The organism is Nocardiopsis sp. CA-288880 (assembly GCF_050955985.1).
Taxonomy (GTDB): Bacteria; Actinomycetota; Actinomycetes; order Streptosporangiales; family Streptosporangiaceae; genus Nocardiopsis; species Nocardiopsis tropica.
Genome location: NZ_CP192105.1, coordinates 2,725,230 through 2,751,501 on the forward strand (window position 1 = coordinate 2,725,230; position 26,272 = coordinate 2,751,501).

Below are 26,272 nucleotides of genomic sequence, written 5' to 3' on the forward strand. Positions count from 1 at the left end.
CAACTCCGTGGTGGTAGCCGCGCTTCCTGAGTCCTAAGTGACTTGTGTGAATCAGGCATCCGCTGAGGGCCAAGGACTTTCTCGACGTCCTGGTCCACGCCATGCGGAACCGGCAGGCACGTGAGTTGCGCGCTCGGCTGCGGTGCCTGGCAGAACTCCACGATGTCCCGTTCCCCTGACACCGGGCCAGTGGCCCCGGCCCGTCCTCAGACGTCGCCGTAGAAGTGCTCCAGCTGCCGGTCCAGGCGCGCCAGGTCCGGGTGCTCGCCGAACATCGCCCCCGCCCACCGTGACAGGGCGACCTCCCGGGGCACGGCCTCCGAGGCCGCCACCTCCTGCGCGTTCCCGCGGGACCGGTGGAGCCTCTCCGCCGCCGGTCCGAGCTGTCCCCACAGGAACGGTGCCACCAGCCGGTCGTGCTCCGGGTCCCCCCGGCCCGAGAGCGCGTCCTGCACCATGCGCATCGCCTCCGGGTAGTCCACGCCGTGGGCGTCCGCCACGCTCCGGGCGACCCTCGCGCGGTCCGACGCGCTGAACAGGTTCGGCATGGACGTCCTCCTCGAAACGGTGTCTCCCGGGCGCGCCGTGCTCCCGCCTCGCGCGCCGTACGCCCTGTGCGCGCCGGGGCCGTGGCCCCGGCGGTGGCGCATCCCTGGAAACAGAACTAGCACGGGGAAGGGCCGGGTGTGGTCAACTCCGGGTGATCGGGGGGCCTGTTCTCGTCCGGCTCCGGTGCTGCCGTGGCCCCGCCCGGGGCCGCGGAGGCACCCGGGAGCGGGCACACACCGTCATGGATGAGCGTGATCAAACGAACACACTCGGTTACTGTTGCCGGTGTGGGCGCGTCCTGGGCGGTCACCGTGATCCCGGCGGCCCGCCGCGACCTGCCCCGTCCGAGCCCCTGAACGGAGAGCACGCGCGTTGCTGACCTACATCCTGCGCCGTCTGGGCGCCGGCCTCCTGCTGTTGGCCGTGGTCACCCTGGTCACCTTCGCCATCTTCTACGTGGTGCCCCGGTGGGCGGGACGGACCACCGAGCAGCTGGCGACCATGTACGTGGGCCGCGCCCCGACCCCCGAGGCGATCCAGGCCACCATCGAGCGCCTGGGGCTGGACAAGCCCGTGTTCGTGCAGTTCGGGGAGTTCGTCCGGGGGATCTTCTTCGGCGCCGAGTACCGGTTCGGCCGCGACACCATCGAGTGCTCGGCGCCGTGCTTCGGCTACTCCTTCCAGAGCTACCAGGAGGTGTTCCCCGAGATCATGGCCCGCCTGCCGGTGACGGCGTCGCTGGCGCTGGGCGCGGGCGTCATCTGGCTGGTCGGCGGGATCCTGGTCGGGGTGGTGTCGGCGGTGTGGAAGGGCAGCCTGTTCGACCGCCTGGCGATGGCCGTCGCCCTGGCGGGGGTGTCGCTGCCCATCTTCTTCACCGGCCTGCTGGCGCTGGCCTTCCTCGTGCACGCGTGGGGCCTGTTCGCCACGCCGGGCTACGTGCCCTTCACCGAGGACCCGCTGGGGTGGGCGGAGGGGCTGTTCCTGCCGTGGCTGACGCTGGCCTTCCTGCACGCCGCCATGTACGCGCGGCAGACCCGCGCGGGGATGCTGGAGACGCTGGGCGAGGACTACATCCGCACCGCCCGCGCCAAGGGGCTCAGCGAGAGGAAGGTGGTGCTCAAGCACGCGCTGCGCCCCACGCTCACCCCCATCGTGACGATCTTCGGCCTGGACCTGGGGCTGGTGCTGGGCGGCGCGGTCCTGACGGAGCAGGTGTTCTCGCTGAACGGGATCGGCCGGTACGCCGTCAACGCGATCACGCAGAGCGACCTGCCGGTGATTCTGGGGGTGACCCTGTTCGGGGCGTTCTTCATCGTCGTCTGCAACCTGATCGTCGACCTGGTGTACCCGCTGATCGACCCGCGCGTGCGCATCCACGGCTAGCGCCGGACGCGCGGGACGCGCCGCCCGGCGCCGGGCGCACGGGGCGCCGACCGGGCGCCCGCCGAGGAGCAGTCCACAGACCCGCCGGACCGAGAGAGTAGAGGCGTCTCCTATGAGTGAGTCCGCACCGTCCTCCGCCGAGGCCGTCGTCCGGGTGGACGACCTGCGGGTGGTGTTCCCGACCATGGACGGCGAAGTCCGGGCGGTGGACGGGTTGTCGTTCGAGCTGCCCGCGGGCGGTGGGCTCGGCATCGTGGGCGAGTCCGGTTCGGGCAAGAGTGTGACGTCGCTGGCGCTGATGGGCCTGCACCGGGGGAGCCGGGCGCGGATCAGCGGTTCCATCGAGGTGGTGGGCAAGGACGTGGTGTCGGCGTCGGACAAGCAGCTGCGGCGGATGCGCGGCAACGACATCGCGATGGTGTTCCAGGACCCGATGCAGTCGCTGCACCCGCAGTACACGATCGGCAACCAGCTGGTGGAGGCGCTGCGCGTGCACCGGCCGCAGGTGTCGCGCGCGCAGGCGCGCGACCGTGCCGTGGAGTCGCTGGACCGGGTGGGCATCCCGCAGGCGCGCAAGCGGATCAACTCCTACCCGCACGAGTTCTCGGGGGGCATGCGCCAGCGCGTCCTGATCGCGATGGGGCTGATGTGCGATCCCAAGGTGCTGCTGGCGGACGAGCCGACCACGGCCCTGGACGTGACGGTGCAGGCGCAGATCCTGGACCTGTTGGACGAGCTGCGCCGGGATCTGGCCATGGGTCTGATCCTGGTCTCCCACGACCTGGCCGTGGTGGCGGGGTCGGTGGACGAGGTCGTGGTCATGCGCCACGGCGTGGCCGTGGAGCGCGGCGACGTGCGCCGGGTCCTGTCCGCCCCCGAACACCCCTACACGCAGGAGCTGCTGGCCGCGGTGCCGCGCGTGGAGGTCTCCCGCGCCCAGCGGCGGGCGCGCGACCGCTCCGACCGGGCCGCGAAGGCGCGCGCCGAGCAGCGCAGGCAGCCGTCGGGGGCGACGGCGGCGGGGGAGGACGGGGAGGAGTCCTTCGACGCGTTCGCCCCGGACCGGGGGCCGGAGCGGGGCGAGGTCCTGCTGCGGGTGGAGGAGGTGTCGCAGAGCTTCAGGGTGAGGGGAGGGCTCTGGGGCCGCTCCACGGACTTCTGGGCGGTCAAGGGTGTGTCCTTCGATCTGCACCAGGGGGAGACGCTGGGGATCGTGGGGGAGTCGGGGTCGGGGAAGAGCACGTTGTCGCGGATGGTGATGCGTCTGCTGGAGCCCACCCGGGGCCGGGTGGAGTTCGAGGGGCGCGACATCACGCACATGTCGGAGCGGGCGCTGCGTCCGCTGCGCCGTGATGTGCAGATGGTGTTCCAGAACCCCTACTCCTCGCTCAACCCGCGTCTGACGGTGGGGGACGCGATCGGTACGGCGCTGCGGGTGCAGGGGGAGAGGGACGGCAAGAAGGTGCGCCGGCAGGTGCAGGAGCTGTTGGAGCGGGTGGGGCTGGAGCCCAACCACTACAACCGGTTCCCGCACGCGTTCTCGGGTGGTCAGCGTCAGCGGATCGCGATCGCGCGGGCGCTGATCCTCAAGCCGAAGCTGATCATCTGCGACGAGCCGGTGTCGGCGCTGGACGTGTCGACGCAGGACCAGGTGCTGCGGTTGTTGTCGGAGCTGCAGGACGACTTCGGGCTGACGTACATCTTCGTGGCGCACGATCTGGCGGTGGTGCGCCAGGTCAGCGACCGCGTCGCCGTCATGCGCAAGGGGGAGGTCGTGGAACTGGGCACCAGCGACGGCATCTACGGGGATCCGCGGAGCGAGTACACGCGCCAGCTGCTCACGGCGGCGCCCGTGCTGGACCCGGAGGAGGCCCGCCGCCTGCGGGCGGAGCGCGTCCGGCAGCGGGCGGCGGGCGCCTGAGCCCTCCGCGGCGGGGCCGGCCCCTTCCGACCGGCTCCCGCCGACCGCCCCGGGCCCTCCCGCGTCGCGGTCGCTCCGGGGGCCCGGCGGGGCCGGGCGGACACGCTCCCGGCCCCCGCCGCTCAGAGCAGTCTGCGCCTGCCCGCCAGGGAGTCGATCCACTGGTGCAGGTGGTCCCTCCAGTCGAGTCCGGGGGCGTGGTCGGCGCTGAAGCGGTGGAAGCTGTCGCGGCCCTCGGAGAAGAGCAGGCCGGGCTTCTTGTCCAGCTCCAGCACCGCGTCGAACCCCTGCCCGTCGGTGACCAGGGACAGTTCGAGCTCGTTCAGCCCCCGGTAGCGGCTCGGCGCCCGGAACTCGATCTCCTGGTAGAAGGGGAGCCTCTGGCGGGTGTGGGGGATGTGCCCCCGTTCGAGGTCCGCCTGCTTGAAGGCGAACCCGAGACCGACCAGCGAGTCGAGGACCGCCGCCTGGGAGGGGAGCGGGGCGATGGCCACGGGGTCGAGGTCGCCGGGGTCCACGGCGCCCGCCACGTGCAGCCGGGTGTTCACCCCGACGTGCATCCGGTGCAGGTGGCGGCCCTGGTGGACGGTGATGGGCGTCTCCCAGGGGACGGGGAGCTCGAAGGGCACCTGGAAGCGCTGCCCGGGCGCCAGGACGGTGCCCTCGCCCAGGCTGACCCGGTGGAACTCCACGTCGCTGTTGACCTCGTGGTCGCCGACCTCGGTCTCGACCCTGGCCTGGAGGCCGACGGTGAGCCGTTCGACCCTCTGCTCGACGCTTCCCGCCTCGACGTGGACGACGCCCCGCAGGACGCCGCCCGGTTGGGTTCCGGCGGAGTCCAGGACCGTTTCGACGGAGGCTCCGCCGAATCCGATTCCGGCGAGCAGGCGTTTGAGGACCATGGCGTGATCTCCGTGCCGCGCCGGTGGTGCCGTGGCCGGGCGGCGTGCAGACGAGGGGAACGGGTTTCGGCACCCGGGGAAGAGACGCGGGGGAGGCGTCCGGGGTTCCCGGTCACCGTGTGTGTCCTGTCCGGCTCAGGTGAGTCCCCGCAGGAGGGCGCGCAGCCCGAAGCGGAAACGGGCCTCGGCCTCGGCCTCGTCGGGGGCGTCCTCGTCGTCGGCGTGGCGGACCTGGTGGACGACCGCGCCGACGCAGTAGGAGTGGAGGGCGTCGGCGGCGCGGACCACGTCCTCGCCGGTCAGGCCGGCGTCGGTGAAGGCGCGGTGCATGAGGGCGCGGGTGGCGTCGCTGTCGGGGGTGTGCGGGGCGCGGTGCACCAGCAGGGAGAGCGCGCCGGAGTAGGCGAGCATGCGCGCGCGGTGGGTGTCGGCCCAGTCGGTCAGGCGGACGTCCCAGGGCCGGGTGTCGACGGCCTCCTCCTCCGTCTCCGCGGGGCCGTCCTCCTCGGCGCCGTCCTCCCCGCCCGCGGGGGCGGTCCCGGCGGGGGAGGGCGAGGCCACGTAGGCGGCGATGGCGTTGAACAGCTGTTCCTTGCCCAGGGGGAAGTGGTGGTAGATGGCCATGGCCTCCACCTCCAGGGCGTCGCCCAGCCGGCGCATCGACAGGCCGCCCAACCCGCGCCCGGAGATGATGTGGAGCGCCTCGACGATGATGCGCTCGCGGCTGAGTCCGGCGTAGTTCCTGCTCACGGTGTTCCTCTCGGGGGTGTGGGACGCCAAGGTGGCAGATCCCGGGGACGGGGGCCACCACCGACGCGCGGCCCGGGTCGTCGGATGATCTTCGTCACCTCTAGAGTGGCCTCGACCGACGGTACGCGGGTACGGAGCGCACACATGGGACTTGCCAAGCAGAGCACGACACAGGCGCGCGAGAGCCTGGAGGCCGACCGGGAGCGGGCCGCGCGCCTGCCCGAGCTCCTGCGGGGAGTGGCCGAGGCGCAGGAGGCCCTGGACGCTGTGAGGGGCTCGGGGGCCTCCGTGGTCGAGGTCCACGAGCGGGGCGTGGCGCTGGACGAGGCGCTCACCGAGGCCATGCGGGCCGCCTACGCCAAGGAGCGGACACTGGTGGGGCTCAAGGGGTACCAGGACCGGATCCACCGCCGTAAGGGGTTGGCCCGGCCGCAGGTGCGCGAGGCGACGCAGACGGCGGAGACGCTGCTCACCGCCCGGGAGGCCCACCGGATGCACGGGATCCAGCGGGTGCCGCGCCTTCCGGGATGAGGCCGGTTCCGCCGGTTCGCCGCCGGCGGCCGGGGCACGCACGGTAGTTTGGTGTTCGGTCCCTCCGGGGACCGGACACCGCAGCAGGCGACCGTGGGGAGCGCAGTAGGAGATGGCGGATTTCATCCGCATAGATCCGACGTCGAAGGTACCGCCCTACGAGCAGATCAGGTCGATCGTGGCCATCGCGGCCGCCAACGGCGAACTCGCGGTCGGCCACCGGCTGCCGACGGTGCGCGCCCTGGCGGGCGAGCTCTCGGTGGCGGTGAACACGGTCGCGCGGGCGTACCGGGAGCTGGAGCAGGCGGGTGTGGTCGAGACCCGCGGTCGTTCGGGGACCTTCGTCGCCGCGGGCGGCGACGACCAGCGCGCGGAGGCGCTGGCGGCCGCGCGCGACTACGCCGAGGTGATCTCCCGCGTGGGCCTGGACCACGACGAGGCGGTGGAGATCCTGCGCGCGGCGCTGAGGCGCTGAGGTCCCGGCGCGGAGCGGGCGCGCGCCCTCAGCGGCGCAGGCCGACCACGGAGACCACGTAGAACGCGATCAGGCCCAGCCACACCAACGGCAGCAGCCCCGGGGACCCCAGGGCCGCGGTGACGGCGCTGACGGGGATGCTGACGCCCAGGCACACCAGCGAGAGCACGAAGCGCACGGTGTTGGAGGGCATCCCGGCCCGGGCGGAAGCTCCGGAGGTCTGGCGCGCCACGTGGTGGCGGACCCGGTCCTCGATGGTGTCGTCGATGCGTTCGACCAGGGAGGCGGCCAGGGCCTCGTCGTACTCGGGTCCGAGTTCGCGGCTCGCCTTGAGGGCCGCGGCGATCTCGTCGCCGCGGTGGGGGTTGTTCGTCATGTGCGCCATCGTGCCACCGCGGGGGCCGGCTGTCGGGGCCTCGGGCCCCATACCAGGGGCGAATGGGGGAGATCCCTGAGGCCGGACACGCGTCGGGGCCGCCCCCGTGCGGGAGGCGGCCCCGTTCGCGTGTCGAACCGCGTCTAGCTCGCGAAGTCCAGCAGCTGCTGGGCGCGGCTGGGGTGGCGCAGCTTGGACAGCGACTGCTTCTCCAGCTGCCGGATGCGCTCGCGGGTCAGCCCGAGGTGCTTGCCGATCTCGTCCAGGGTGCGCGGGCGGCCGTCCATCAGCCCGAACCGCAGGGACATGATGGTCGCCTCGCGCGGCTCCAGGTCGGAGAGCGCGTTGCGCAGCTGGTCGGCCATGAGCTGGCGGTCGACCACCTCGGAGGCCTCGGAGGCGTCGATGTCCTCGATGAGGTCGCCGATACGGGTCTCGCCGTCCTCGCCGATGGTCGAGTCGAGGCTGATCGGCTGGCGGGTGACCCGCAGCAGCTCCTCGATCTGGGCCGGGGTCTTGTCCAGCTCCAGGGCCAGTTCCTCGGGGGTGGGCTCGCGGCCCAGCGCCTGGTGCATGTCGCGCTCCAGCCGGCTCACCTTGCTGAGGAGCTCCAGGACGTGCACGGGAAGGCGGATGGTGCGGGCGGAGTCGGCGAAGCCGCGCTGGATGGCCTGGCGGATCCACCACATGGCGTAGGTGGAGAACTTGAAGCCCTTGCTGTAGTCGAACTTCTCCACAGCGCGGATCAGGCCGAGGTTGCCCTCCTGGACCACGTCCAGCAGCGACATCCCCCGGTCGCTGTACTTCTTGGCCACCGACACCACCAGGCGCAGGTTGGCCTCCAGCATGTGGGACTTGGCCTTGCGGCCGTCCTCGGCCACCCACTCCAGCTCGTCGACCTCGGCCTCGGACATCGGGACGGAGCCGTCGACGTTGCCGTGCAGGCCCAGCCGGTACTCGGCGTAGAGCCCGGCCTCGACACGCTTGGCCAGGTCGACCTCCTGCTCCGCGGTGAGGAGCTGGCGGCGGCCGATGGCCTTGAGGTAGGTGTGGACCGAGTCGCCCATGGCGGGCGACTGGTCGTCGAGGTCGGCCTCACCGGTCTCCGGATCGGTGGTGGCCTGGGTGGTCTCGGTCTTCTTGGTGCGCCGCGTGGTGCGGGCCTTCCTCCGGGTGGCGGGGCCCTTGCGCGCCCCTGCCTTGCCGGATGCGGCCTTGGGTGCCTCGTCGGTGTCGGGCACCGTGGCGATGAGAGTGTTTTCCAGCACGTCGTCCTCGGCGTCAGGATCGGACACCAGCGCGGAGTCGTCGCCCCCGTTGGCGAGCCGGACCCCGTTCTCGGTGAGTTCACGCAGGATGGATCGGCCGTCTCCGGAGGAGACCCCGGCCGCGGTGAAAGCGGTACGCAGTTCGGAGAGGGACAGGTGTCCCTGGGCGCGTCCGCGGGTGATCAGGTCGGCCAGGGCCGCGTCGGCGGCCGCGTCCTCGTTCTGAGCGGGGCCGTCGGGGGCCTCGGCGGCGTGTGCCGAAGCGGCTAGGGCAGTGCTCGTCATCTGGGCACCTCCCTCCCTTCCAAGACGTATGGCACGTGGCGGAGGGTTCCCGCCGACTGGACGCGCCAATATGTCCAACGTGTCGGGGAGTCAAATGTTCCCTGTCTCGATTGGATATCGTCGAGAGTGGCACAGATCACTGGGCGGAGAGTGGCGAAGCGTGTACGCGAGCGGGTAAAGGAGCCCGCTCGGGTGCGGCCGCGCCCCGGCCCGGTCGCCCGGCCGGGCCGCGAGGAGGGCGCAGGGACACGAACGGGTGGACCGATGGCTGGCGCCAACTGCGGACCTCCTTGGGAGAGGGGCCGAAGGGACCGGATACTCAGGTAGTAGACGCGGGGGACCTCCGGGAAGTTCCCCGCCATCCGGGATCGGCTGTCGTCGGCCGTGGCGGCGCCGCCGGCGGGCGGCGCCGACGACCCCCAGGTCAGCGCCCCTCTCGGCGGAGCGGAGCGCGGTACCCGGCGGGCCCAGGGTCCCACGCGTGCGGAGTGCGGCGGTAACGGCCGGGCGGGCGGGGCCCCGCCCGGGGCCCGGTCTCAGGAGGCGGCGTTCCGCAGTGCCACCAGGTCCGGCTTGCCCGAGGCCAGCATCGGCAGGGACCCGCGCAGGTCCAGCTCCCGCGGCGCCGCGTAGGAGGGCAGGCGCTCGCGCACCCACGCGCGCAGCTGCTCCAGGGTCGGGGGCGCGTCCGGGTCGGCGGGCACCACCACCGCGCTCACCCGCTCGCCCCACTCCGGGTCGGGGCGGCCCACGACCACCGACTCGGCCACCGCCGGGTGCTCCATCAGCAGGGCGTTGACCTGGCCGGGCACCACCTTGTGGCCGCCGGTGTTGACGACCTCGTCCATACGGCCCAGCACGGTCAGGCGGCCGTCCGCGTCCAGGCGGCCCAGGTCGTTGGTGCGCAGCCAGAGCCGCCCGTCGCCGTCGGCGGCCGGCGCCCCCGGATCGGCGGGGCTGCCCGGGGGCAGCCGGTACCCGCTCAGGAGTACCGGTCCCGACAGCAGGATCCGCCCGGGCCCGCCGGGGGCCTCGGCGTCGATCCGCACCCGGACGCCGTCCAGGGGGACGCCGTCGTAGACGCATCCGCCGCAGGTCTCGCTCATGCCGTAGGTGGTCGCCACCCGCGCGCCCGCCGCGCGGGCCGCCCCGACCAGCGCGGGTTCGGCGGCGGCCCCGCCGAGCAGGACCGACCCGAACAGGGACGGGTCCACCCCGGCGGCCATGAGCCGCCGCAGCTGCGTGGGGACCAGGGACACGTGCGGCCGCAGCCGCTCGGCGGCCTCCCGCACCGTGTCCACGTCGAAGGGGGCGTGCACCGCCCGGGTCCCCGTCACGAGGGCGCGCATCATCACCTGGATGCCGGAGATGTGTCCGGCGGGCAGCACGCACAGCCACGGGTCGCCCGGGACGGCGCCGATCCGCGCGACCGAGGCGCGGGCGGAGGAGCGCAGGGCCTCCGCGGACAGCTCCACCCCCTTGGGGGCGCCGGTGGAGCCCGACGTGGTGACGACCAGGGCGGTGTCGGCGCCCGCCGGCGCGGAGCCCCCGAGCGCGGTCACGCCGTCCGGGCCGCGCAGGGACGAGGGCCGCATCGCGGCGAGCAGGTCGCGCACCCGCGCGTCGGGGGTGCCCGCGGGGACGGGCAGCAGGGCGGGGCCCTCGCCGTCCAGGGCGCGGGCGAGCAGGTCCCCGAACCGCTCCGGCGCCAGCCCGAGGACGGCCTGGAGGGGGCGGCCCTCCTCGGACGGGGGGACCTCGACCTGGGTTTCAACCTGATTCGCGCGTGCCACGCCCGCCAGGGTACGCCCGTCCGCCGCCACCGCGCCCGCGGGTTCCCCGCGCCCCGGGCCGGGGGCCGCGCGCCCCGGGCGGCGACCGTGGCGCGGGGAGCCCCGGGGCGCCGGACGGCCGGGTGCGTGCCTGTTCGTCCCGGCTCGCCTGGCAGAATGCGTAGGGTTGACGCTTGGACGCGGCCGACGAAGGCGCGTCCGCGTCGTCCCCAGTGTCCCCGTGAGGAGAAGTAGTAGCCGTGAGCAGCGTGATCGACTGGCAGCGGTCGGGCGAGTATTCCGACATCATCTACGAGACCGCGGAGGGCATCGCCAAGATCACGATCAACCGCCCGGAGCGGCACAACGCCTTCCGGCCCCAGACCCTGTTCGAGCTCCAGCAGGCGTTCAACATCGCCCGCGACGACTCCGGGGTCGGCGTGATCATCTTCACCGGCGCCGGCGACCAGGCGTTCTGCTCCGGCGGCGACCAGAAGATCCGCGGCGACGACGGCTACATCGGCGACGACGCCGTGGCCCGCCAGGGCATCGGCCGGCTCAACGTCCTCGACCTGCAGGTGCAGATCCGCCGCCTGCCCAAGCCGGTCATCTGCATGGTCGCGGGCTGGTCCATCGGCGGCGGCAACGTCCTCCAGGTCTGCTGCGACCTGACCATCGCCGCCGACAACGCCAAGTTCGGCCAGACCGGCCCCAAGGTCGGCTCGTTCGACGGCGGTTACGGTTCCTGGCTGCTCGCCGAGACCGTCGGCCTGAAGAAGGCCCGCGAGATCTGGTACCTGTGCCGCCAGTACAGCGCGCAGGAGGCGCTGGACATGGGCATGATCAACACCGTGGTCCCGCTGGAGGACCTGGAGAAGGAGACCGTCGCCTGGGCGCGCGAGCTCCTGGAGAAGTCCCCCCTGGCGCTGCGCATGCTCAAGGGCGCCATCAACGCGGTCAGCGACGGCGCCGCCGGGATGCAGCAGTTCGCCGGTGACGCCACCATGCTCTACTACATGAGCGAGGAGGCCCAGGAGGGCCGGGACGCGTTCAAGGAGAAGCGGCGTCCGGAGTTCGACAAGTTCCCGCGCCGCCCGTGACGCCCCCCGTCGGGTCCGGCCCGGAGGGCGCCCCCTCCGGGGGGCGCGCCTTCGCGGTCGGCCTGCGCGACCGCTTCCGCGGCGTCACCGTCCGGGAGGGGATGCTCGTGCGCGGGCCCGCCGGCTGGGGCGAGTTCTCGCCCTTCGCCGAGTACGGTCCGCGCGAGTCCTCCCGCTGGTGGGCGGCCTGCCACGAGGCCGCCTTCCTCGGGTGGCCCGAACCGGTCCGCGACCGGGTGCCGGTCAACGTGACGGTTCCCGCGCTGGACCCGGAGCGGGCCCGCGCGATCGTCGCCGCGGGCGGTTGCGCGACCGCCAAGGTCAAGGTCGCGGAGAGGGGGCAGGACCCGGCGCAGGACCTGGCCCGCGTCGAGGCCGTCCGCGACGCCCTCGGCCCCTCCGGGAAGGTGCGGGTGGACGCCAACGGCGGCTGGGACGTGGACACCGCGGTGCGCATGGTCCGGGCCCTGGACCGGTTCGGCCTGGAGTACGTCGAACAGCCGTGTGCGACCCTGGAGGAGCTGGCCGAGGTGCGCCGCCGCGTCGACGTCCCGGTGGCCGCCGACGAGTCGATCCGCCGGGCCGAGGACCCCCTCAGGGTCAGGGCCGCGGGCGCGGCCGACATCGTGGTCCTCAAGGTCCAGCCGCTGGGCGGGGTGCGGGCCGCGCTGCGGGTCGCCGAGGCGTGCGGGCTTCCCGTGGTGGTCTCCAGCGCCGTGGAGACCTCCGTCGGGCTCGCGGCCGGGGTGGCCCTGGCCGCCGCGCTGCCGGACCTGCCCCACGCGTGCGGGCTCGCCACCGGGCAGATGCTCACCGCCGACGTCACCGCGGACCCGCTGCTGCCCCTGGACGGGTTCCTGCCGGTACGGCCGGTGGCGGTGGACGAGGAGAGCCTGCGCGCGGTGGAGGTGGACCCCGCCGGGTGGCGTGCCCGGGCCGAGGCGGCCCGCGCCGCGGCGGACGAGGTCTCCGGAACCGGCTAGCCCCGGCCCGGCGGACCGGCGCCGGGGCCGCGGACGCCGACGCGTCGGGCACCGGCGCGCCCGGCGCGGATGTGCCGGGAACAACAGCGGGATTCGTTCGACCTCCGCCCCGGGTGGGGGTTGACTGGAGGGGACGAGTCCACGCGGCGATACTTGGTACACCTTGAGACGATCGAGAGAGTTGATGAATCCGTCTACCGCCCTGGCGCGGGTCCTCGTCGACGAGCTGGCCCGAGGCGGCCTGGTCGAGGCCGTGGTCGCGCCGGGGTCGCGCTCGACACCGCTCGCCCTGGCCCTCGTCGCCCACCCCGGGATCCGCGTCCACGTGCGCGTCGACGAGCGCTCCGCCTCGTTCCTGGCACTCGGCCTGGCCCGCGCGGCCCGGCGCCCGGTGGCGGTGGTGTGCACCTCCGGTACGGCGGCCGCCAACCTCCACCCGGCCGTGATGGAGGCCGACGAGAGCGCGGTGCCCCTGCTGGTGCTGACCGCCGACCGGCCTCCGGAGCTGCGGGGCACCGGGGCCAACCAGACGGTGGACCAGATCGGCCTGTACGGCGGCGCCGTGCGCATGTTCGCCGAGGTGGGCACCCCCGACCCGGTGCCGGGGATGGTCGCCTACTGGCGCTCCCTGGCCTGCCGCGCCTGGGGCGCGGCGGTGGGGGGCAGACCCGGGCCGGTCCACCTCAACGTGGCCTTCCGCGACCCCCTGACCCCCGACGACTCCGCCGACGCGTGGCCCGAGCCCCTGGAGGGGCGCCCGGACCGCCGGCCGTGGATCAACCGCCCCGGACCGCCCTCCCCTCCCGAACCCTTCGTCCTGCCCGCCGCGGAGCGCGGCGTGATCGTGTGCGGCGACGGCGACTACGACCCGGTGCCGTTCCTGGCGCTGGCCGAGCTGACCGGGTGGCCGCTCCTGGCCGAGCCCACCTCCAACGCGCGCAGGGGGGACGCCGTCTCCACCTACCGCCAGCTCCTGGCCTCGCCCCGCTTCGTCTCCGGGCAGGCCCCGGAACTGGTGGTGAGCGTGGGGCGCCCGAACCTGTCCCGCCAGATCCTGGCGTTCCTGCGCAGGGCCGAGCGGCACGTCGCGGTGACCGCCGGAGCGGTGGGCGACCCCGCGGGAAGCCTGGCCAACGCGTTCTCCGACCCGGCCCGCACCGCCACCGACGTGGTCGCGGCGGTCGCGCCGCCGACGGGTCTGGACCCGGCCTCCCCGCCGCGCACGGCGTGGTCCGAGAGGTGGCGGCTCGCCGAGGCCGCCGCGCGCGGCGCGCTGGACGCGGTCCTGGACGGGGACGAGGTGCTGAGCGAGCCCAGGCTCGCCCGCGACCTGGCCTCCCACCTGTCCGCGGGCTCGCTGCTGTTCGCCGGGTCGAGCATGCCCATCCGCGACCTGGACGCCACCATGCGGGCGCGCTGCGGCGTGCGCCTGGTCGGCAACCGGGGCGTGAGCGGGATCGACGGCACCGTGTCCACCGCCGTGGGCGCCGCGCTCGCCCACCAGGGCGCGGACGGCGGCCAGGCCTACGCGCTGCTGGGCGACCTGGCGCTGCTGCACGACCAGAACGGTCTGATCATCGGCCCGGGGGAGCCCCGGCCCGACCTGGCCGTCGTGGTGGTCAACAACGACGGGGGCGGGATCTTCTCCGGCCTGGAGCAGGCGGGGCACCCCGACTTCGAGCGGGTCTTCGGCACGCCGCACGGGGTGTCGATGGAGCGTGTGGCGGCCGTGGCCGACCTGCCCTACACGCGGCTGGAGTGGGCCACCGACCTGCCCAAGGCGCTCCTGGGGGAGGGCCTGCGGGTCATCGAGGTGTGCACGAAGAGACCGGACAGCGCCGCGCTGCGCCGCAGGCTGCAGTCGGCGGTGGAAGCGGCGGTCGAAGCGGCCCTGTGAGGACCTGCCGGAGCCGTCGCACGCGACCGGCGCCGGCCTTGCGTGCGCGACCGTGACACGGGCCGCGGGTCCCGTCCCGCGGCCCCTCCGGGTCAGGGGCGGCCGCGGTGCGATCGCGGAGGGGCGCACCGCCGGGGCCTCGCGGGCACCGTCCGGACCACGGTCCACAGCGACGCCGACCGGGGTCCGCCCCGGCGTCCGGGCCCGTGCCCCGGACACGTGCGGGGACGGTGCTCCGGGCCAGAAGGCGCCGATCGGCTCCACGGGGGCCCGAGTGCGTCGGCACGGCACCGATCGCGCCCCCGGTGGACAGGGCGGTCGGCCGGAACCGCGACGGGCCCGGTGCGCACGCCCCGTGCGGGCTGGGTTCAGTCCCGTCCCAGCTCGGTGCAGACACAGGCCCTGTTTCCGTCGGGGTCGGCCAGCACGACGAAGGCCGGTGCGCGGCTGTCGTCGACGACGCGTCCGCCTGCGGCGACCGCTGCGGCGATCCGCCGGTCGGCAGCTTCCGGGGGGACGGTGACGTCGAGGTGGAAGCGCTGCCGGTCGGGTGCGGTCGAGCCGGTCGCCTGGAACCACAGCGGCGGGAGTCCTCCTGCCGGGTCGACCACGCTGCCGTCCGCCCCGCATCCGCCGAGAACGGCCGACCAGAACGGCAGCACCGCCTCCGGCGCAGGCGTGTCCAGGGCCAGTTCCAGCACCTGGACCCGGTCCGGTCGCGCGGACAGCCCCCGGTCGGACGCGAGCGCGCTGATGCGCTCGGCCAACCGGACGTCCCGTGCGGTCACGCCGCCGGCGTCCCGGCCGCGCAGGGCGAGCTGGACGTGCCCGGCCCGCAGGTCGGCGTCGGGCGGACGGTCGGCCTCCTGGACGAGTCGTCCCACGGCGGCGACGAACGCGGCCCCCGCTCCGAACGAGGCGGTCTCGAACCGGGCGCGCAACGCACCCAGCAGCCATCGCCAGTCGGCCGGACCGGCCCGGTGGACCCCGGGGCGGGTGGTCTGCTCTGCCATGTCTCCGACGATAGGCCACGACCCCGACACCGCGCCGCCCGCGCCGCCGGGGGCGGACGCGGCCCGCGGCGGCACACCCCGGCCGCACCGACCGGCGGGGCCGGGGCGCCCCCGTCCGACCCGCTCCCCTCCCACCTGCGCCTATCCTGTGGGCCATGGCCGAACACGCGAGGCCACCGTTGAGCGGCGACCTCGCCCAGCGCGTGGTCGACCTGATCGCCCCGACGATCAGCCACAACATCAACGTGATGGACGAGCACGGCACCATCATCGCCTGCCTGGACCCCGACCGGCGCGGCACCCTTCACCGCGGCGCCCAGAGGGTGATCGCCGAGGGGCGCGGGGTGCTCGTCACCTCCCCCGAGCCGGGCACCTCCGACAGGCCCGGGGCCAACGAGCCCTTGGTGGTGGACGGCGAGCTGCGCGGTGTGGTCGGGGTGACGGGGGACCCGCACGAGGTCGCGCCGCTGGCCCGGGTCGTCGCGCTGACCGTCCAGCTCCTCCTCGCCCAGGAGTACGAGCAGGACGCGGTCACCCGGCGCCACACCGAGGCCCGCGACCTCATCGCCGCCCTCAGCTCGGGCACCGCCCGCCCGGCGGCGGCCCGGGCCCGGCTGGCCGCCGCCGGGCTCGCCCCGCCCTGGTCGCTGGCCCTGTGGGCGGCCGCCGCCCCGCGCCCGGACGGCTCCGCCGCCCCTCCGGGCCTGGCCGAGACGGCCGTGGTCCGGATCAACGCCGACGCCGGGCACCGGGCCGCCGTCCTGCACGGGGCCCTCTGGCTGGTCGGTTCCGGGGCCGCCCCCGCGCCGCGCGCCCCGGGCCTGCCTCCGGAGAGCCGCCACACCGCCACCGCGCCCACCGACGACGTCGGCGTCCTGCTCGCCCACGCGGAGGAGGCGCGCGCCCTGTGCCGCTACGCCGGGCTGATCCCCGCCGCGGCGAGCGGCGTGCCGTGGTCGCGGACGATCGCCGTGGCCGTCGCCCACCTGCCCCCGCGCACCCTGGAGAACCTGGCGGGAAGGGTCGCGGAGCTCAACGGCGCGCTGCGCCGCACGGTCGTGGCGGTGGCCTCGACGACCTCGATGCAGGCCGCGGCGGACTCGGTGTACGTCCACCGCAACACCCTGCTCCAGCGGGTGGAGCGGATCCGGTCCGTGACGGGTCTGGACATCCGCCGGGCCGACCACCTCACCACGCTCCAGATGGCCCTGTACGCGTGTGACGCTCTGGGCGAATCGCACACAGGGTTCACATAAAGTCCCAGGAAGACTGGGCGAATCACCGTCGAAACGCACCGGTGATGTGCTTAGGCTCTCCTGCATGTCCACAGCGTTTCGCACACATGACGAGGCATCCCCCCTCCGCGTCGCCATCATCCCGGACTCCTTCAAGGGGAGTGCCGGGGCGGTGGACGTGGCGGCGGCGATGGCCCGGGGCGTCCAGGACGCCTTCGACGAGCAGGGCACGCCGGTGGAGATCCGGACCCTGCCCTTCGCCGACGGCGGCGAGGGCACCCTCGACGCCCTGCTCGGCGCCTGGGGCACGACCGCGCTGACCGCGGACACCACCGATGCCCTCGGCAGGCCCGTCCGGGCCAGGTACGGGCTCTCGCCCGACCACCTGACGGGCGTCATCGAGGCCGCCGAGGCCAACGGGCTGCCCGCGGTCTCCGACGTCCCCCTCCGGCCGCTGACCGCGACCACCCGGGGCATCGGTCCCCTGGTGGCGTCGCTCCTGGACGCGGGTGTGGAGGAGATCCTCCTGTGCATCGGCGGCTCCGCCACCACCGACGGGGGCACCGGCCTCCTCTCCGCGCTGGGGGCGCGCTTCCTCGACGCGGACGGCTCCGAGCTCCCCGACGGGGGAGGGGCCCTCACCGGCCTCGACCGCGTCGACCTCGACGGGCTCGATCCCCGCGCCCGCCGCGTGCGCTGGCGCATCGCCTGCGACGTCACCAACCCCCTGCTCGGCGACGAGGGCGCGGCCGCCGTCTTCGGCCCGCAGAAGGGCGCCTCCCCCGAGGACGTGCGAACCCTGGACGCCGGACTGCGCCGCCTGGCCGACGTGCTCGCCGAGGCCTCCGGGACCGACGTCCGCGACCTCCCCGGGATGGGGGCCGCCGGCGGCCTGCCCGCGGGACTGACCGCGCTCCTGGGCGCCGAGGTCCTCCCCGGCTCCCGCATGGTCGCCGACGTCCTGGGCGCCGAGGAGCTCCTCTCCCGGGCCGACCTCGTCCTCACCGGGGAGGGGTCCTTCGACGGCCAGTCCCTGGCCGGGAAGGTCGTCGACGCGGTGCGCCGCCTCACCCCCGCCGACCGCCCCGTCGTGGTGATCGCCGGCAGGGTCGCGGTCTCCGCCGAGGAACTCCGCCGCTCGGGCGTCACCGCCGCCTTCTCCATCGCACGGGGCCCCGGCTCCCTGGAACAGATGCAGGACGAGGCGGTCCCCGGCATCACCTGGGCCGCCTACAACTGCTGCCGGCTCCTCGCGAACAGCTTCACCCGACCCGTACATCCCTAAGGAAAACCGCACGTGACCGCGCTCCTGATCCTCATCGTCCTCGTGGCGGGCATCGTGCTCGCCACAGCGCGCTGGAAGGTCAACCCCTTCCTCGCGCTCATGGGCGCCGCCATCCTCGGCGCCTTCGCCTTCCGCCTTCCGCTCGGCGAGATCGTCACCACCGTGACGACGGCCTTCGGAAGCACCATGGGCAACATCGGCCTGGTGATCCTCTTCGGCACCATGATCGGTGTGATCCTGGAGCGCTCCGGCGCCGCCATCTCCATGGCCGAGGCGCTGATCCGGCTGATCGGCACCCGGTTCCCGAACCTGACGATGACGCTGATCGGCTACATCGTCTCCATCCCCGTGTTCTGCGACTCGGGGTACGTCGTCCTCAACTCCCTGCGCAAGGCGGTCACCCTGCGCACGGGCGTGTCCTCTCTCGCCACCGCCATCGCGCTGATGACCGGCCTGTACTCGACGCACACGCTGGTGCCGCCGACCCCGGGCCCGCTCGCCGCCGCCGAGAACATCGGCATCTCCGACAACCTGGGCATGCTCATCGCCCTGGGCCTGCCGGTCGCCGCCGTGGCCGCCCTCGCGGGGCTGGCCTACGCGACCGTGTTCTCCCGCCGCGACTTCACGCCGCTGCCCCCCGAGAGCGACGACGACATCACCACGCAGACCTACGAGGAGCTGCGCGAGAGCTACGGCCGCCTGCCCAACGCCTTCGCCGCGTTCCTGCCGATCCTGCTGCCGCTGGTGCTCATCTGCGCCTCCTCGGTGGTCAACCTCCCCGGTCGGCCGATCGGCGAGGGGACCGCCTTCGACATCGTCACGTTCCTGGGCACCCCGGTCATAGCGCTCATCATCGGCCTCATGGCCGCGACGACCCTCCTGCGCGGCTCGGGCAAGCTGGCCCGGTTCAACGAGCAGATGCACGAGTCGATCCGGGTCGCCGCCCCGATCCTGCTCATCACCGGTGCGGGCGCCTCCTTCGGCGCCGTGCTGGCGGCCTCCCCGCTGACCGGCTTCCTGTCCGAGAACCTGGCCGGACTCGGCATCGGGCTGGCCGTGCCGTTCCTGATCGCCGCGGCGCTCAAGACCGCCCAGGGCTCCTCCACCGTGTCCATCGTGAGCACCTCCGCGCTGATCGCGCCGATGCTCGGCTCGCTCGGGCTCGCCTCCCCCGAGGGGATGGTCCTGACCGTGCTCGCCGTGGGCGCGGGCGCGATGGTGGTCTCGCACGCCAACGACTCCTACTTCTGGGTGGTCTCCCAGCTCAGCCGCATCCCGGTGGCGACGGCCTACCGCACCCTCACGGTGGCGACCGCCGTCGAGGGCGTCGCCGCCTTCGCCGCGATCCAGGTGCTGGCGCTCTTCCTGATGTGACCCGCCGCGGCGCGCCCCGGCCCGTACGGCCGGCGGCGCGCCGGTCCGCGTCGCGTCCGCCCCCGCCGGGACCCCCGGCGGGGGCGGACGCGTCTGCGGCCCCGGCCGGCCGCGGCACGCGCCCACGCGGAGGGGCGCGCACCCCCGCCCGCGGGACCTCCGGGCGGGAGGGGCTTCCAGCACCCGCGCCGGGAACGCCCTCATCGGCCTACGGGCCCTGCGGGCGGGAGGGGACCGGTTCCGGCGGGGATCCACACGGACGGGTGACCGGGCGTGGCACGTAGGACACGGGGCGTCCGACGTGTGAGGATCGCGGCGTAAGTCGACGGTGGGTGCCCTGACGACCGTGGAGCGTGACCGACCCAGGGATGTGGTGGAGTTGTAGGGGCGTTCACCTCGGTTTCACCTGTGCGAGTGGAACCTCGGCCAAGGTCGAGAGCGTCCGGCGGGAGGCCCGCCCGACGAGAACGACCCGCGCGCTCCGACCCGCCCCCGCACGTCGGCGGAGCGCACGGGAGCAGAGACGATCCCCAAGGAGAAGGTGTGCCCGAATCCGCGCCCCGCCGCCCGCTGCCGCTGCTCGGCCAGGTAGGGGGCGGTCGCTCCCGCGCGACATGCGCCCTGCGCTGTGGCGACGCCTGCTTCCACCCCGCCCCCAACACCAGCGCCAACCCCTACTTCGGCGACATCTTCCAGAAGGCCCTCTCGCGCCGCAGCGCCCTGCGCGCCGGAGCGGTCGGCGCGGGCGTCTCCGCCCTCGGCCTCTCCGCCCTGGGCACCGCGGCCGCCGACCGCGGGCCCGGACGCCCCCACCCCGCGCCCCGGCCGACCTTCACGAGCGTGCAGCCCAACACCGACGACAAGGTCACCGTCCCCCGGGGCTACGACCAGCACGTCATCATCCGCTGGGGCGACCCCGTCCTGCCCGGGGCCCCCGAGTTCGACGTCGACGCCCAGACGGCCGAGGCCCAGGAGCAGCAGTTCGGCTACAACTGCGACTACGTGGGCTTCCACCAGCTCGACGACGACAACGGCCTGCTGTGGGTCAACCACGAGTACACCAACGAGGAACTGATGTTCCCCGGGTACACCGACGGCGCGACCGCGGACGAGGAGCACGTCAGGATCGCCATGGCCGCCCACGGCGGGTCCATCGTGGAGCTGAAGCGCCACGCCGGCACCGGCGAGTGGCGCCTGGCCGACGGGGAGCGCGCCTTCAACCGGCGGCTCACCGCCTCCACCCCGATGCGCCTGACCGGCCCCGCCGCGGGGCACGAGCTGCTCAGGACCCAGGACGACCCGGACGGAACCCTGGTCAAGGGCATGCTCAACAACTGCGCGGGCGGGATGACCCCCTGGGGCACCTTCCTCAGCGCGGAGGAGAACTTCAACCAGTACTTCAGCAACGCCCCCGCCGACGCCCCCAACGCCCGGTACGGCATGGGGACCGGCCCCGCCGGCCGCCGCTGGGACCGGTTCGAGGAGCGCTTCGACCTGGCCAAGCACCCCAACGAGGCCAACCGGTTCGGCTACATCGTCGAGATCGACCCGCTGGACCCGGGGTCGGAGCCGCTCAAGCGCACCATGCTCGGCCGCTTCAAGCACGAGGGCGCCACGATCCGGATCACCGACGACGGCCGCGTGGCCGCGTACATGGGCGACGACGAGCGCTTCGACTACATGTACAAGTTCGTGAGCGCGAAGAAGTACGTCGAGGGCTCGCGCCGCCACAACCTCACCCTGCTGGACACCGGGACCCTCTACGTGGCCCGCCTGACCGGCAACAGCCCGGGCGAGGAGTTCGACGGCTCCGGGGCGCTCCCCGAGGACGGCGAGTTCGACGGCAGCGGCGAGTGGATCGCCCTGTGCACCGACGCCGAGAGCTTCGTGCCCGGGTTCAGCGTCGCCGAGGTCCTGGTGCGCACGCGGCTCGCCGCCGACACCGTGGGCGCCACCAAGATGGACCGGCCCGAGGACTTCGAGCCGAGCCCCGTCACCGGCAAGGTCTACTGCGCGCTGACCAACAACTCCGCCCGCGAGCCCGGCCAGGCCGACGAGCCCAACCCCCGCGGCCCCAACAAGCACGGCCACATCCTGGAGATCGTGGAGGCGGGCTCGGACGCCGGTGCCACGGAGTTCGCCTGGAACGTGCCCATCGTCTGCGGCAACCCCGAGGACGACGACACCTACTACGCGGGCTTCGACAAGTCCAAGGTCATGCCGATCTCGGCGCCGGACAACCTGACCTTCGACAAGGACGGCAACCTGTGGATCTCCACGGACGGCCAGCCCGGCGCGCTGGGCATCAACGACGCCCTGCACGTGGTCCCCGTCGAGGGCCGCTTCCGGGGTGAGCTGAGGACCTTCGCCACCGTCCCGGTCGGCGCGGAGGCCTGCGGGCCGCTCATCTCGAAGGACAACAAGACGGTGTTCCTCGCCCCGCAGCACCCCGGCGACGGCGGCACCCTGGCGGAGCCCACCAGCACGTGGCCCGACGGCGACTTCCCGCGCCCGTCCGTGCTGTGCATCTGGCACACCGCCGGGCGCGACGTCGGCAAGTAGACCCCCTCCCCGGGGGAGGGCGCGGGAGACCGGCCCCGGCTCCGTCGTGGGGGTTGCCGGGCCGGTCGCTCCCGCGCACGGCCGCCCGCGCCGGCGGCCGCGCACCGGGTGCGCGCACGGCCCCCGCCCCGCACGCCGCGGGGCGGGGGCCGTCTGCACGGGAGGGTCGGCGGGCGCCGCGGCGCCCGCCGACCCCGGTGTCAGGAGCTCACGCCGCTGAGCTCGTTGGGGGTCTCCTCCAGCGTGGCCGAGGCGGTGACCTCACCGGTCCCGAGGTCCACCGCGTGGATCTGGCGCGTGGCCGTGTCGGTGACGTAGGCGGTCTCCCCCCGGACGAACAGGGCCGGGCGGGGCTGCTGCCACTCCAGGGGCTCCTCCCAGGGGTCCATCAGCTCGACGGAGTCGGTGATCTCGCCCTCCTCCTGGTCGATGACGTGCAGCGACCCGTCGGTGCCCAGGACCAGCGCCTCGCCCTGCGGGCCGCGGCCCAGGGAGCGGAAGGTGTAGCTGGAGGGCAGGTCCACCAGGGACAGCGAGGCGTCGGAGGTGTCGACCAGGGCGACGCGCTCGGGGCGCTCCAGCTCGGCGTCCGGGTCGGTCTTGTAGTCGCCCAGGACGATGGGCGAGTCCTCCGAGCCGGCCTGGTTGCCGATGCGCCCGTAGTCGTGCTCGGCCTCGACCTTGGTGAACTCGCCGTCCTGGTACATCAGGGCGCCGTCCTCGCAGCCGATGACGACGGTTTCGCCCTCGGCCGTGGTCTCCCCGTGGACGCCGGGGCAGTCCTCGCTGCGGGCGATCTCCTCCCGGTCGGCGTCCAGGACGACGGCGCCCACGCGCTCCTCCTCGTCGCCGAGGGTCACGAGGAGTTCGCCGTTCCCCAGTTCCACGGCCACCCCGTGGTGGGCCTCCTCGGTGGTGTACACGTCCAGGTCCTCGGGCGTGCCGTCGCCCAGGGCGTCGGTGTCGAAGGCCGTCACCTCGCCGCTGCCGTCGGCGAACAGCACCGTGCGCCCGCCGTGGCGGACCACGTGGCCGGGGGTGTCGGCGGGGAACACGGTGTCGGTCAGCTCGCCCGCGGCGGCGTCCAGGACCTGGAACCCGTCGGAGGTCGACACGAACAGGTGGCGGTCGTCGCCGGCGGGGTTGAGCCGGTTGAAGCCCTCCAGCTCGATGTTCCCGGCGACCTCCAGGGTGGTGCCGTCCAGGACGAGGACGCCGCCGTCGTAGGTGACCGCGATCGGCTCGGCGACGGCGGCGGCGGTGTCGGCGGCCGGGGCCTCCTCCTCGGGGGCGCCGTCGGCCCCGGTGGAGCAGGCGGTCAGCAGCAGCCCCGCCGACAGGACGGCGGGCAGGGCCGCCCTGGTCGCGGTGTGCGGTGTTCTCATGGTGTCTCGGTCCTCGTGTCAGGGGTCGTGTTCTCGTGCGCGGCACGCGCCGGGCGGCGGCGCCGGTGTCCGGGGGGTCCGGCCGGCCCCTCGCGGCGGCCGGGCGCGGCCGCCCTCCCCGGGGAGGGCGGAGGGGGTCGCGCGCCCGCGCCGTGCGGGGCCGGGGCGGGGTCTAGGGTGCGGCCAGGCCCGCGGTGATCGCGGTGGTGTTGGCGCGCATCATGTCCAGGTAGGTGGCCGCGTCCCCGTCCTCGGCCGTCAGCGACTCGGAGAAGAGGGGGATGACGTCGATCTCCACCCCGGCCTCCTCCGCCATCACGGTGGCCAGGCGGTCGGGCTGGGAGGAGTCGGCGAAGACCGCGCGGACCCCGGCCTCCTCCACGGTCTCCGCGAGCGAGCTCAGGTCCGAGGCGCTGGGCGAGGCCAGGGTCGTGCCGCTGGGGATCACCGCGCCCACGACCTCGAAGCCGTAGCGGTCGGCGAGGTAGCCGAAGACGTGGTGGTTGGTGACGAGCTTGCGGTCCCCGGGCGGGATGGCCTCGAACTCCCCGCCCATCCAGTCGTGGAGGGCGGCCAGTTCGGCCTCGTAGGCGGCGGCGTTGGCCCGCACGGCGTCGGCGTCGACGCCGTCCACCTCCGCGACCACGTTCTCGGTGATGAGGCCGACGGCGGTGGCCACCCGCCGGGGGTCGGTCCAAAAGTGCGGGTCGGGCTCGCCCTCGCTCTCGTCGGAGGTGTAGGCGAGGGGGTCGACGTGCTCGCCGACCGCGAGGGCGGGCACGCCCGCCTCCTCGGCGGACTCCACGTTGCGCAGCACCCCCTCCTCCAGGCCGAGGCCGTTGTGGACGAGCAGGGAGGCCTCCTCGATGGTCGCGGCCTCCTGGGCGGAGACGCCGAAGGAGTGGGGGTCGGCGTCCGGTTTCATCAGCACGGTCACCTCCGCCTCGTCGCCGACCACCGCGCGGGTGATGTCGCCGAGGATGTTGGTGGTGACGACCACGCCGCCGCCGGCCTCCCCGCCCGGGGCGCAGGCGGTGAGGCCGAGCGGTACGGCCAGGGCGAGCGCCAGGGCGGCGCCCGTGCGGCGCGGGTTCGCGGTTCGGGGGTGGGTCATCGGTTCACCGTCCGGTCTCGACCATGTGCTGCGGCGCGACCCCGGTCTCGAAGGTGCGCGCCACGCGCAGGTCGTCGTTGTAGTCGATCTCGTGGACCAGGCCGCCCCGCACGTCGTTGACGTAGGCCCGGGAGGTGTCCACCCGGATGGAGGGCGGGTGCTCGGTGTCGACCCCGTCCAGGAGCTCGGTCCGGGCCCGCTCCTCTCCCGTCGCGGGGTCGAAGGAGCGCAGGACCCCGTCCTCGGTGAGGGCCAGGACGGAGGCGCCCTCGCCGACCGCCGCTACGGAGACCACGCCGGGCAGCTCCCAGTGGTCCCACCGCTGTTCGGCGAGGTCGAGGGCGAGGACCGTGTCCGGGGCGGGCACCGCGGCCAGGGCTCCGGCGCCCGGCCGGTGGTGGAACTCCTCGGCCCGTGCGCCGTCGGGCAGGCCGTCGGGGTACGGGAGCGTCTCTCCGGCGAACTCGCCGTCGTCCTCGGTGACCAGGAGGGTGCCCTCCTCGCATCCGATGACCAGGCCGCGCCGGGTCGTGGCCTGGCCCCGGGGATCGGTGCACCCCTCGTCCAGGGTCAGGACCGGTTCGCCGGACCGGTCGTCGACGTGGACCCCGTCCGCCCCCGCGGTGACGACCGCCCCGCCGTGGGGGGCGACGACGGCCGGGGCGTCCCCGGTGGTGGCGATGTCGACCCGTTCGACCGTCCCGTCCTCCAGGGAGGGGCGGTCCAGCAGGGAGACCCCGCCGCCGCCGTCGGTCAGCGCGGTGAGGGCGGTGTCGGTCGCCGCGTTCGCGGCGGCGATCCCCTCGGCGGTCCCGACCGGGCGGATGTCGGCCCGGTAGTAGTGCATGTGGTCCCCGTGGTCCACGGTCCAGGTGCCGCTGTCGATCACGGTTGTCATCCGCTCATCGGATGAAAAGAGGTACGCGAACCTTCCGTCGCCGGTGATCCCGTCGACCGGCCCGACCGGGTCCAGGAGCGTGGTCTCCCCGGTGATGAGGTCGAGGACCTGGACGGCCCCCTCGGCGTCGGCGACGACCAGGCGGGACTGGGGCTCGGCGGCCTCCTCGGCCCCCTCGACGTAGCCGTGGGGCGTGGCCTCCCCGTCCTCGGGCTCCTGCGGGTCCGGGGCGGAGGCGCACCCGGTGAGCAGTGCCGCGGCGAGCATCCAGGCGGACACCCCGGGGACCGCGGTCCTGCGGTGGGGGCGGTTCATGACACGTGCGACCTTTCGTGGGCGTGGATCGGTGCGGGGGGCGCGTCGGCGGCCCGGGTCCGGCGCAGCGCCCCGAGCAGGGGGCGGGCGCGGGAGGAGGCGACCGAGACGAAGAAGAGGGCGACGGCGGTGGCCGAGATGCTGGCCCCGGCGGCCGTCCCCCAGTGCCAGGAGACGAGCAGGCCCACGAAGGTCGAGGCGGAGCCCAGCAGGGCGGCGCCGACCATGATCGCCGGGATGCTCCGGGCCCAGATCGCGGCGGCGGCCGGAGGGGCGATGAGCAGGCCGAAGACCAGCAGGGTGCCGACCACGTGGAACGAGGCCACCACCGCCAGGGTGACGAGGCCGAGCATGGCGGCGTGGGCGGCCCGGGGCGCCAGCCCCAGCGTCGTCGCCTTGCGCGGGTCGAAGGCCAGGGCCACGAAGGAGCGGTGGCCCCCGACGGCGATCACCAGGGCCGCCAGCAGCGCCAGCGCGAGGAGGAGCAGGTCCCGCTCCCGTACGGCGAGCACGTCGCCGAAGAGGAAGCCGGTCAGGTCCACGGCGAAGGAGCCGGAGTGGGAGACGATGATGACGCCCGCGGAGAGCATGCCCACGAAGAGCAGGCCGATGCTCGTGTCCTGGGAGAGCCGGGGCGAACGGTTCAGGGCGGTGACCCCCAGCGCCATGGCGACGGCGGCCAGGGCCGCGCCGACGAAGAGGCTCCCGCCCAGGAGCGAGGCCACCGCGACGCCGGGCAGCATCCCGTGCGACATCGCGTCGCCGAGGAAGGCCATGCCGCGGAGCACGACCCAGGTTCCCGCCAGGGCGCAGATGAGCGAGACGAGGACGCCTCCCCACAGGGCGCGTTGGACGAACACGACCTCGAACGGGTCGAACAGGGCTTCCATGTCGGG

The 26,272-nt window shown here is 74.1% G+C and carries 22 protein-coding genes; 11 read left to right on the forward strand and 11 right to left on the reverse strand.

Features of this window, described 5'->3' with window-relative positions; translation table 11 throughout:
- Nucleotides 1-206: 206 nt before the first annotated feature.
- A complete protein-coding gene (locus tag ACQPYD_RS11575) occupies nucleotides 207-548 on the reverse strand; it encodes a hypothetical protein (RefSeq protein WP_433700984.1) in 342 nt (113 codons plus the stop codon).
- Between the two features lie 373 nt (nucleotides 549-921).
- On the opposite strand from ACQPYD_RS11575, the gene ACQPYD_RS11580 reads away from it, so the two are divergent.
- Nucleotides 922-1,935, forward strand: coding sequence for an ABC transporter permease (locus ACQPYD_RS11580; protein WP_433700985.1), 1,014 nt, complete (start codon nucleotides 922-924; stop codon nucleotides 1,933-1,935).
- Between the two features lie 112 nt (nucleotides 1,936-2,047).
- The gene (locus tag ACQPYD_RS11585; protein WP_433700986.1) at nucleotides 2,048-3,856 is read left to right on the forward strand and encodes an ABC transporter ATP-binding protein; all 1,809 of its coding nucleotides are present in this window, start codon (nucleotides 2,048-2,050) and stop codon (nucleotides 3,854-3,856) included.
- Nucleotides 3,857-3,978: 122 nt separating this feature from the next.
- Here the strand turns inward: ACQPYD_RS11585 and ACQPYD_RS11590 are convergent, their stop codons facing one another.
- Nucleotides 3,979-4,758 carry a sporulation protein gene (locus ACQPYD_RS11590; protein WP_433700987.1) on the reverse strand — a complete coding sequence of 260 codons (780 nt, stop codon included), beginning with the start codon at nucleotides 4,756-4,758 and terminating at the stop codon, nucleotides 3,979-3,981.
- 135 nt (nucleotides 4,759-4,893) lie between these two features.
- Nucleotides 4,894-5,508 carry a TetR family transcriptional regulator gene (locus ACQPYD_RS11595; RefSeq protein ID WP_433700988.1) on the reverse strand — a complete coding sequence of 205 codons (615 nt, stop codon included), beginning with the start codon at nucleotides 5,506-5,508 and terminating at the stop codon, nucleotides 4,894-4,896.
- Nucleotides 5,509-5,652: 144 nt separating this feature from the next.
- Here ACQPYD_RS11595 and ACQPYD_RS11600 point away from each other — a divergent pair, with 144 nt between their 5' ends.
- Nucleotides 5,653-6,039 carry a hypothetical protein gene (locus ACQPYD_RS11600; RefSeq protein WP_267949427.1) on the forward strand — a complete coding sequence of 129 codons (387 nt, stop codon included), beginning with the start codon at nucleotides 5,653-5,655 and terminating at the stop codon, nucleotides 6,037-6,039.
- 112 nt (nucleotides 6,040-6,151) lie between these two features.
- Entirely contained in the window at nucleotides 6,152-6,514 is a 363-nt protein-coding gene (locus tag ACQPYD_RS11605) for a GntR family transcriptional regulator (RefSeq protein WP_344182759.1), read from the forward strand.
- A 28-nt stretch (nucleotides 6,515-6,542) separates the two neighbouring features.
- Here the strand turns inward: ACQPYD_RS11605 and ACQPYD_RS11610 are convergent, their stop codons facing one another.
- The 3 genes from ACQPYD_RS11610 to ACQPYD_RS11620 all read right to left on the reverse strand — a co-directional run bounded on the left by ACQPYD_RS11610 (nucleotide 6,543) and on the right by ACQPYD_RS11620 (nucleotide 10,236).
- On the reverse strand, nucleotides 6,543-6,899 hold the full coding sequence (locus ACQPYD_RS11610) for a hypothetical protein (RefSeq protein ID WP_433700989.1): 357 nt from the start codon (nucleotides 6,897-6,899) through the stop codon (nucleotides 6,543-6,545).
- Nucleotides 6,900-7,033: 134 nt separating this feature from the next.
- On the reverse strand, nucleotides 7,034-8,443 hold the full coding sequence (locus ACQPYD_RS11615) for an RNA polymerase sigma factor (RefSeq protein ID WP_433700990.1): 1,410 nt from the start codon (nucleotides 8,441-8,443) through the stop codon (nucleotides 7,034-7,036).
- A gap of 536 nt (nucleotides 8,444-8,979) precedes the next feature.
- On the reverse strand, nucleotides 8,980-10,236 hold the full coding sequence (locus ACQPYD_RS11620; protein WP_433700991.1) for an AMP-binding protein: 1,257 nt from the start codon (nucleotides 10,234-10,236) through the stop codon (nucleotides 8,980-8,982).
- Nucleotides 10,237-10,475: 239 nt separating this feature from the next.
- Here ACQPYD_RS11620 and menB point away from each other — a divergent pair, with 239 nt between their 5' ends.
- From menB to menD, 3 genes are all read left to right on the forward strand, one after another.
- Nucleotides 10,476-11,315 (forward strand): 1,4-dihydroxy-2-naphthoyl-CoA synthase, encoded by an 840-nt coding sequence (menB, locus tag ACQPYD_RS11625; RefSeq protein WP_267949431.1) that lies wholly within the window; start codon nucleotides 10,476-10,478, stop codon nucleotides 11,313-11,315.
- Entirely contained in the window at nucleotides 11,312-12,298 is a 987-nt protein-coding gene (locus tag ACQPYD_RS11630; RefSeq protein WP_433700992.1) for an o-succinylbenzoate synthase, read from the forward strand. The genes menB and ACQPYD_RS11630 overlap by 4 nt, the downstream gene beginning before the upstream one ends.
- Before the next feature lie 184 nt (nucleotides 12,299-12,482).
- Entirely contained in the window at nucleotides 12,483-14,195 is a 1,713-nt protein-coding gene (gene menD, locus ACQPYD_RS11635; protein ID WP_433700993.1) for a 2-succinyl-5-enolpyruvyl-6-hydroxy-3-cyclohexene-1-carboxylic-acid synthase, read from the forward strand.
- A 368-nt stretch (nucleotides 14,196-14,563) separates the two neighbouring features.
- Here menD and ACQPYD_RS11640 read toward each other — a convergent pair whose 3' ends face one another.
- The gene (locus tag ACQPYD_RS11640; protein WP_433700994.1) at nucleotides 14,564-15,208 is read right to left on the reverse strand and encodes a VOC family protein; all 645 of its coding nucleotides are present in this window, start codon (nucleotides 15,206-15,208) and stop codon (nucleotides 14,564-14,566) included.
- Between the two features lie 155 nt (nucleotides 15,209-15,363).
- Between ACQPYD_RS11640 and ACQPYD_RS11645 the strand changes: the two genes are divergently transcribed.
- The 4 genes from ACQPYD_RS11645 (at nucleotide 15,364) to ACQPYD_RS11660 (ending at nucleotide 21,664) form a co-directional block, all read left to right on the forward strand.
- Complete coding sequence (locus ACQPYD_RS11645) at nucleotides 15,364-16,464, forward strand: CdaR family transcriptional regulator (protein WP_267949435.1); 1,101 nt, start codon at nucleotides 15,364-15,366, stop codon at nucleotides 16,462-16,464.
- A gap of 64 nt (nucleotides 16,465-16,528) precedes the next feature.
- Nucleotides 16,529-17,728, forward strand: a complete 1,200-nt coding sequence (locus tag ACQPYD_RS11650; RefSeq protein WP_433700995.1) for a glycerate kinase — start codon at nucleotides 16,529-16,531, stop codon at nucleotides 17,726-17,728.
- Between the two features lie 12 nt (nucleotides 17,729-17,740).
- Entirely contained in the window at nucleotides 17,741-19,102 is a 1,362-nt protein-coding gene (locus ACQPYD_RS11655; RefSeq protein WP_433700996.1) for a GntP family permease, read from the forward strand.
- 543 nt (nucleotides 19,103-19,645) lie between these two features.
- Nucleotides 19,646-21,664 (forward strand): PhoX family protein, encoded by a 2,019-nt coding sequence (locus ACQPYD_RS11660; protein WP_433700997.1) that lies wholly within the window; start codon nucleotides 19,646-19,648, stop codon nucleotides 21,662-21,664.
- Nucleotides 21,665-21,864: 200 nt separating this feature from the next.
- On the opposite strand, the gene aztD is transcribed toward ACQPYD_RS11660, so the two are convergent.
- The 4 genes from aztD to aztB all read right to left on the reverse strand — a co-directional run bounded on the left by aztD (nucleotide 21,865) and on the right by aztB (nucleotide 26,266).
- Nucleotides 21,865-23,049, reverse strand: coding sequence for a zinc metallochaperone AztD (gene aztD, locus ACQPYD_RS11665; protein ID WP_433700998.1), 1,185 nt, complete (start codon nucleotides 23,047-23,049; stop codon nucleotides 21,865-21,867).
- Between the two features lie 172 nt (nucleotides 23,050-23,221).
- Nucleotides 23,222-24,163, reverse strand: a complete 942-nt coding sequence (gene aztC / locus ACQPYD_RS11670; RefSeq protein ID WP_433700999.1) for a zinc ABC transporter substrate-binding protein AztC — start codon at nucleotides 24,161-24,163, stop codon at nucleotides 23,222-23,224.
- 4 nt (nucleotides 24,164-24,167) lie between these two features.
- Nucleotides 24,168-25,376 carry an ABC transporter gene (locus tag ACQPYD_RS11675; RefSeq protein WP_433701000.1) on the reverse strand — a complete coding sequence of 403 codons (1,209 nt, stop codon included), beginning with the start codon at nucleotides 25,374-25,376 and terminating at the stop codon, nucleotides 24,168-24,170.
- Nucleotides 25,373-26,266 carry a zinc ABC transporter permease AztB gene (gene aztB / locus ACQPYD_RS11680; protein ID WP_433701001.1) on the reverse strand — a complete coding sequence of 298 codons (894 nt, stop codon included), beginning with the start codon at nucleotides 26,264-26,266 and terminating at the stop codon, nucleotides 25,373-25,375. Before aztB ends, ACQPYD_RS11675 begins: the two co-directional genes overlap by 4 nt.
- Nucleotides 26,267-26,272: the final 6 nt, after the last annotated feature.

What these genes read in the sequence shown, in the direction of transcription:
- ACQPYD_RS11575 (WP_433700984.1), bottom strand. Translation starts at nt 548, where the DNA reads ATGCCGAACCTGTTCAGCGCGTCGGACCGCGCGAGGGTCGCCCGGAGC.
- ACQPYD_RS11585 (WP_433700986.1), top strand. Translation starts at nt 2,048, where the DNA reads ATGAGTGAGTCCGCACCGTCCTCCGCCGAGGCCGTCGTCCGGGTGGAC.
- ACQPYD_RS11590 (WP_433700987.1), bottom strand. Translation starts at nt 4,758, where the DNA reads ATGGTCCTCAAACGCCTGCTCGCCGGAATCGGATTCGGCGGAGCCTCC.
- ACQPYD_RS11600 (WP_267949427.1), top strand. Translation starts at nt 5,653, where the DNA reads ATGGGACTTGCCAAGCAGAGCACGACACAGGCGCGCGAGAGCCTGGAG.
- ACQPYD_RS11605 (WP_344182759.1), top strand. Translation starts at nt 6,152, where the DNA reads ATGGCGGATTTCATCCGCATAGATCCGACGTCGAAGGTACCGCCCTAC.
- ACQPYD_RS11610 (WP_433700989.1), bottom strand. Translation starts at nt 6,899, where the DNA reads ATGGCGCACATGACGAACAACCCCCACCGCGGCGACGAGATCGCCGCG.
- ACQPYD_RS11615 (WP_433700990.1), bottom strand. Translation starts at nt 8,443, where the DNA reads ATGACGAGCACTGCCCTAGCCGCTTCGGCACACGCCGCCGAGGCCCCC.
- menD (WP_433700993.1), top strand. Translation starts at nt 12,483, where the DNA reads ATGAATCCGTCTACCGCCCTGGCGCGGGTCCTCGTCGACGAGCTGGCC.
- ACQPYD_RS11640 (WP_433700994.1), bottom strand. Translation starts at nt 15,208, where the DNA reads ATGGCAGAGCAGACCACCCGCCCCGGGGTCCACCGGGCCGGTCCGGCC.
- ACQPYD_RS11645 (WP_267949435.1), top strand. Translation starts at nt 15,364, where the DNA reads ATGGCCGAACACGCGAGGCCACCGTTGAGCGGCGACCTCGCCCAGCGC.
- ACQPYD_RS11650 (WP_433700995.1), top strand. Translation starts at nt 16,529, where the DNA reads ATGTCCACAGCGTTTCGCACACATGACGAGGCATCCCCCCTCCGCGTC.
- aztD (WP_433700998.1), bottom strand. Translation starts at nt 23,049, where the DNA reads ATGAGAACACCGCACACCGCGACCAGGGCGGCCCTGCCCGCCGTCCTG.
- aztC (WP_433700999.1), bottom strand. Translation starts at nt 24,163, where the DNA reads ATGACCCACCCCCGAACCGCGAACCCGCGCCGCACGGGCGCCGCCCTG.
- ACQPYD_RS11675 (WP_433701000.1), bottom strand. Translation starts at nt 25,376, where the DNA reads ATGAACCGCCCCCACCGCAGGACCGCGGTCCCCGGGGTGTCCGCCTGG.
- aztB (WP_433701001.1), bottom strand. Translation starts at nt 26,266, where the DNA reads ATGGAAGCCCTGTTCGACCCGTTCGAGGTCGTGTTCGTCCAACGCGCC.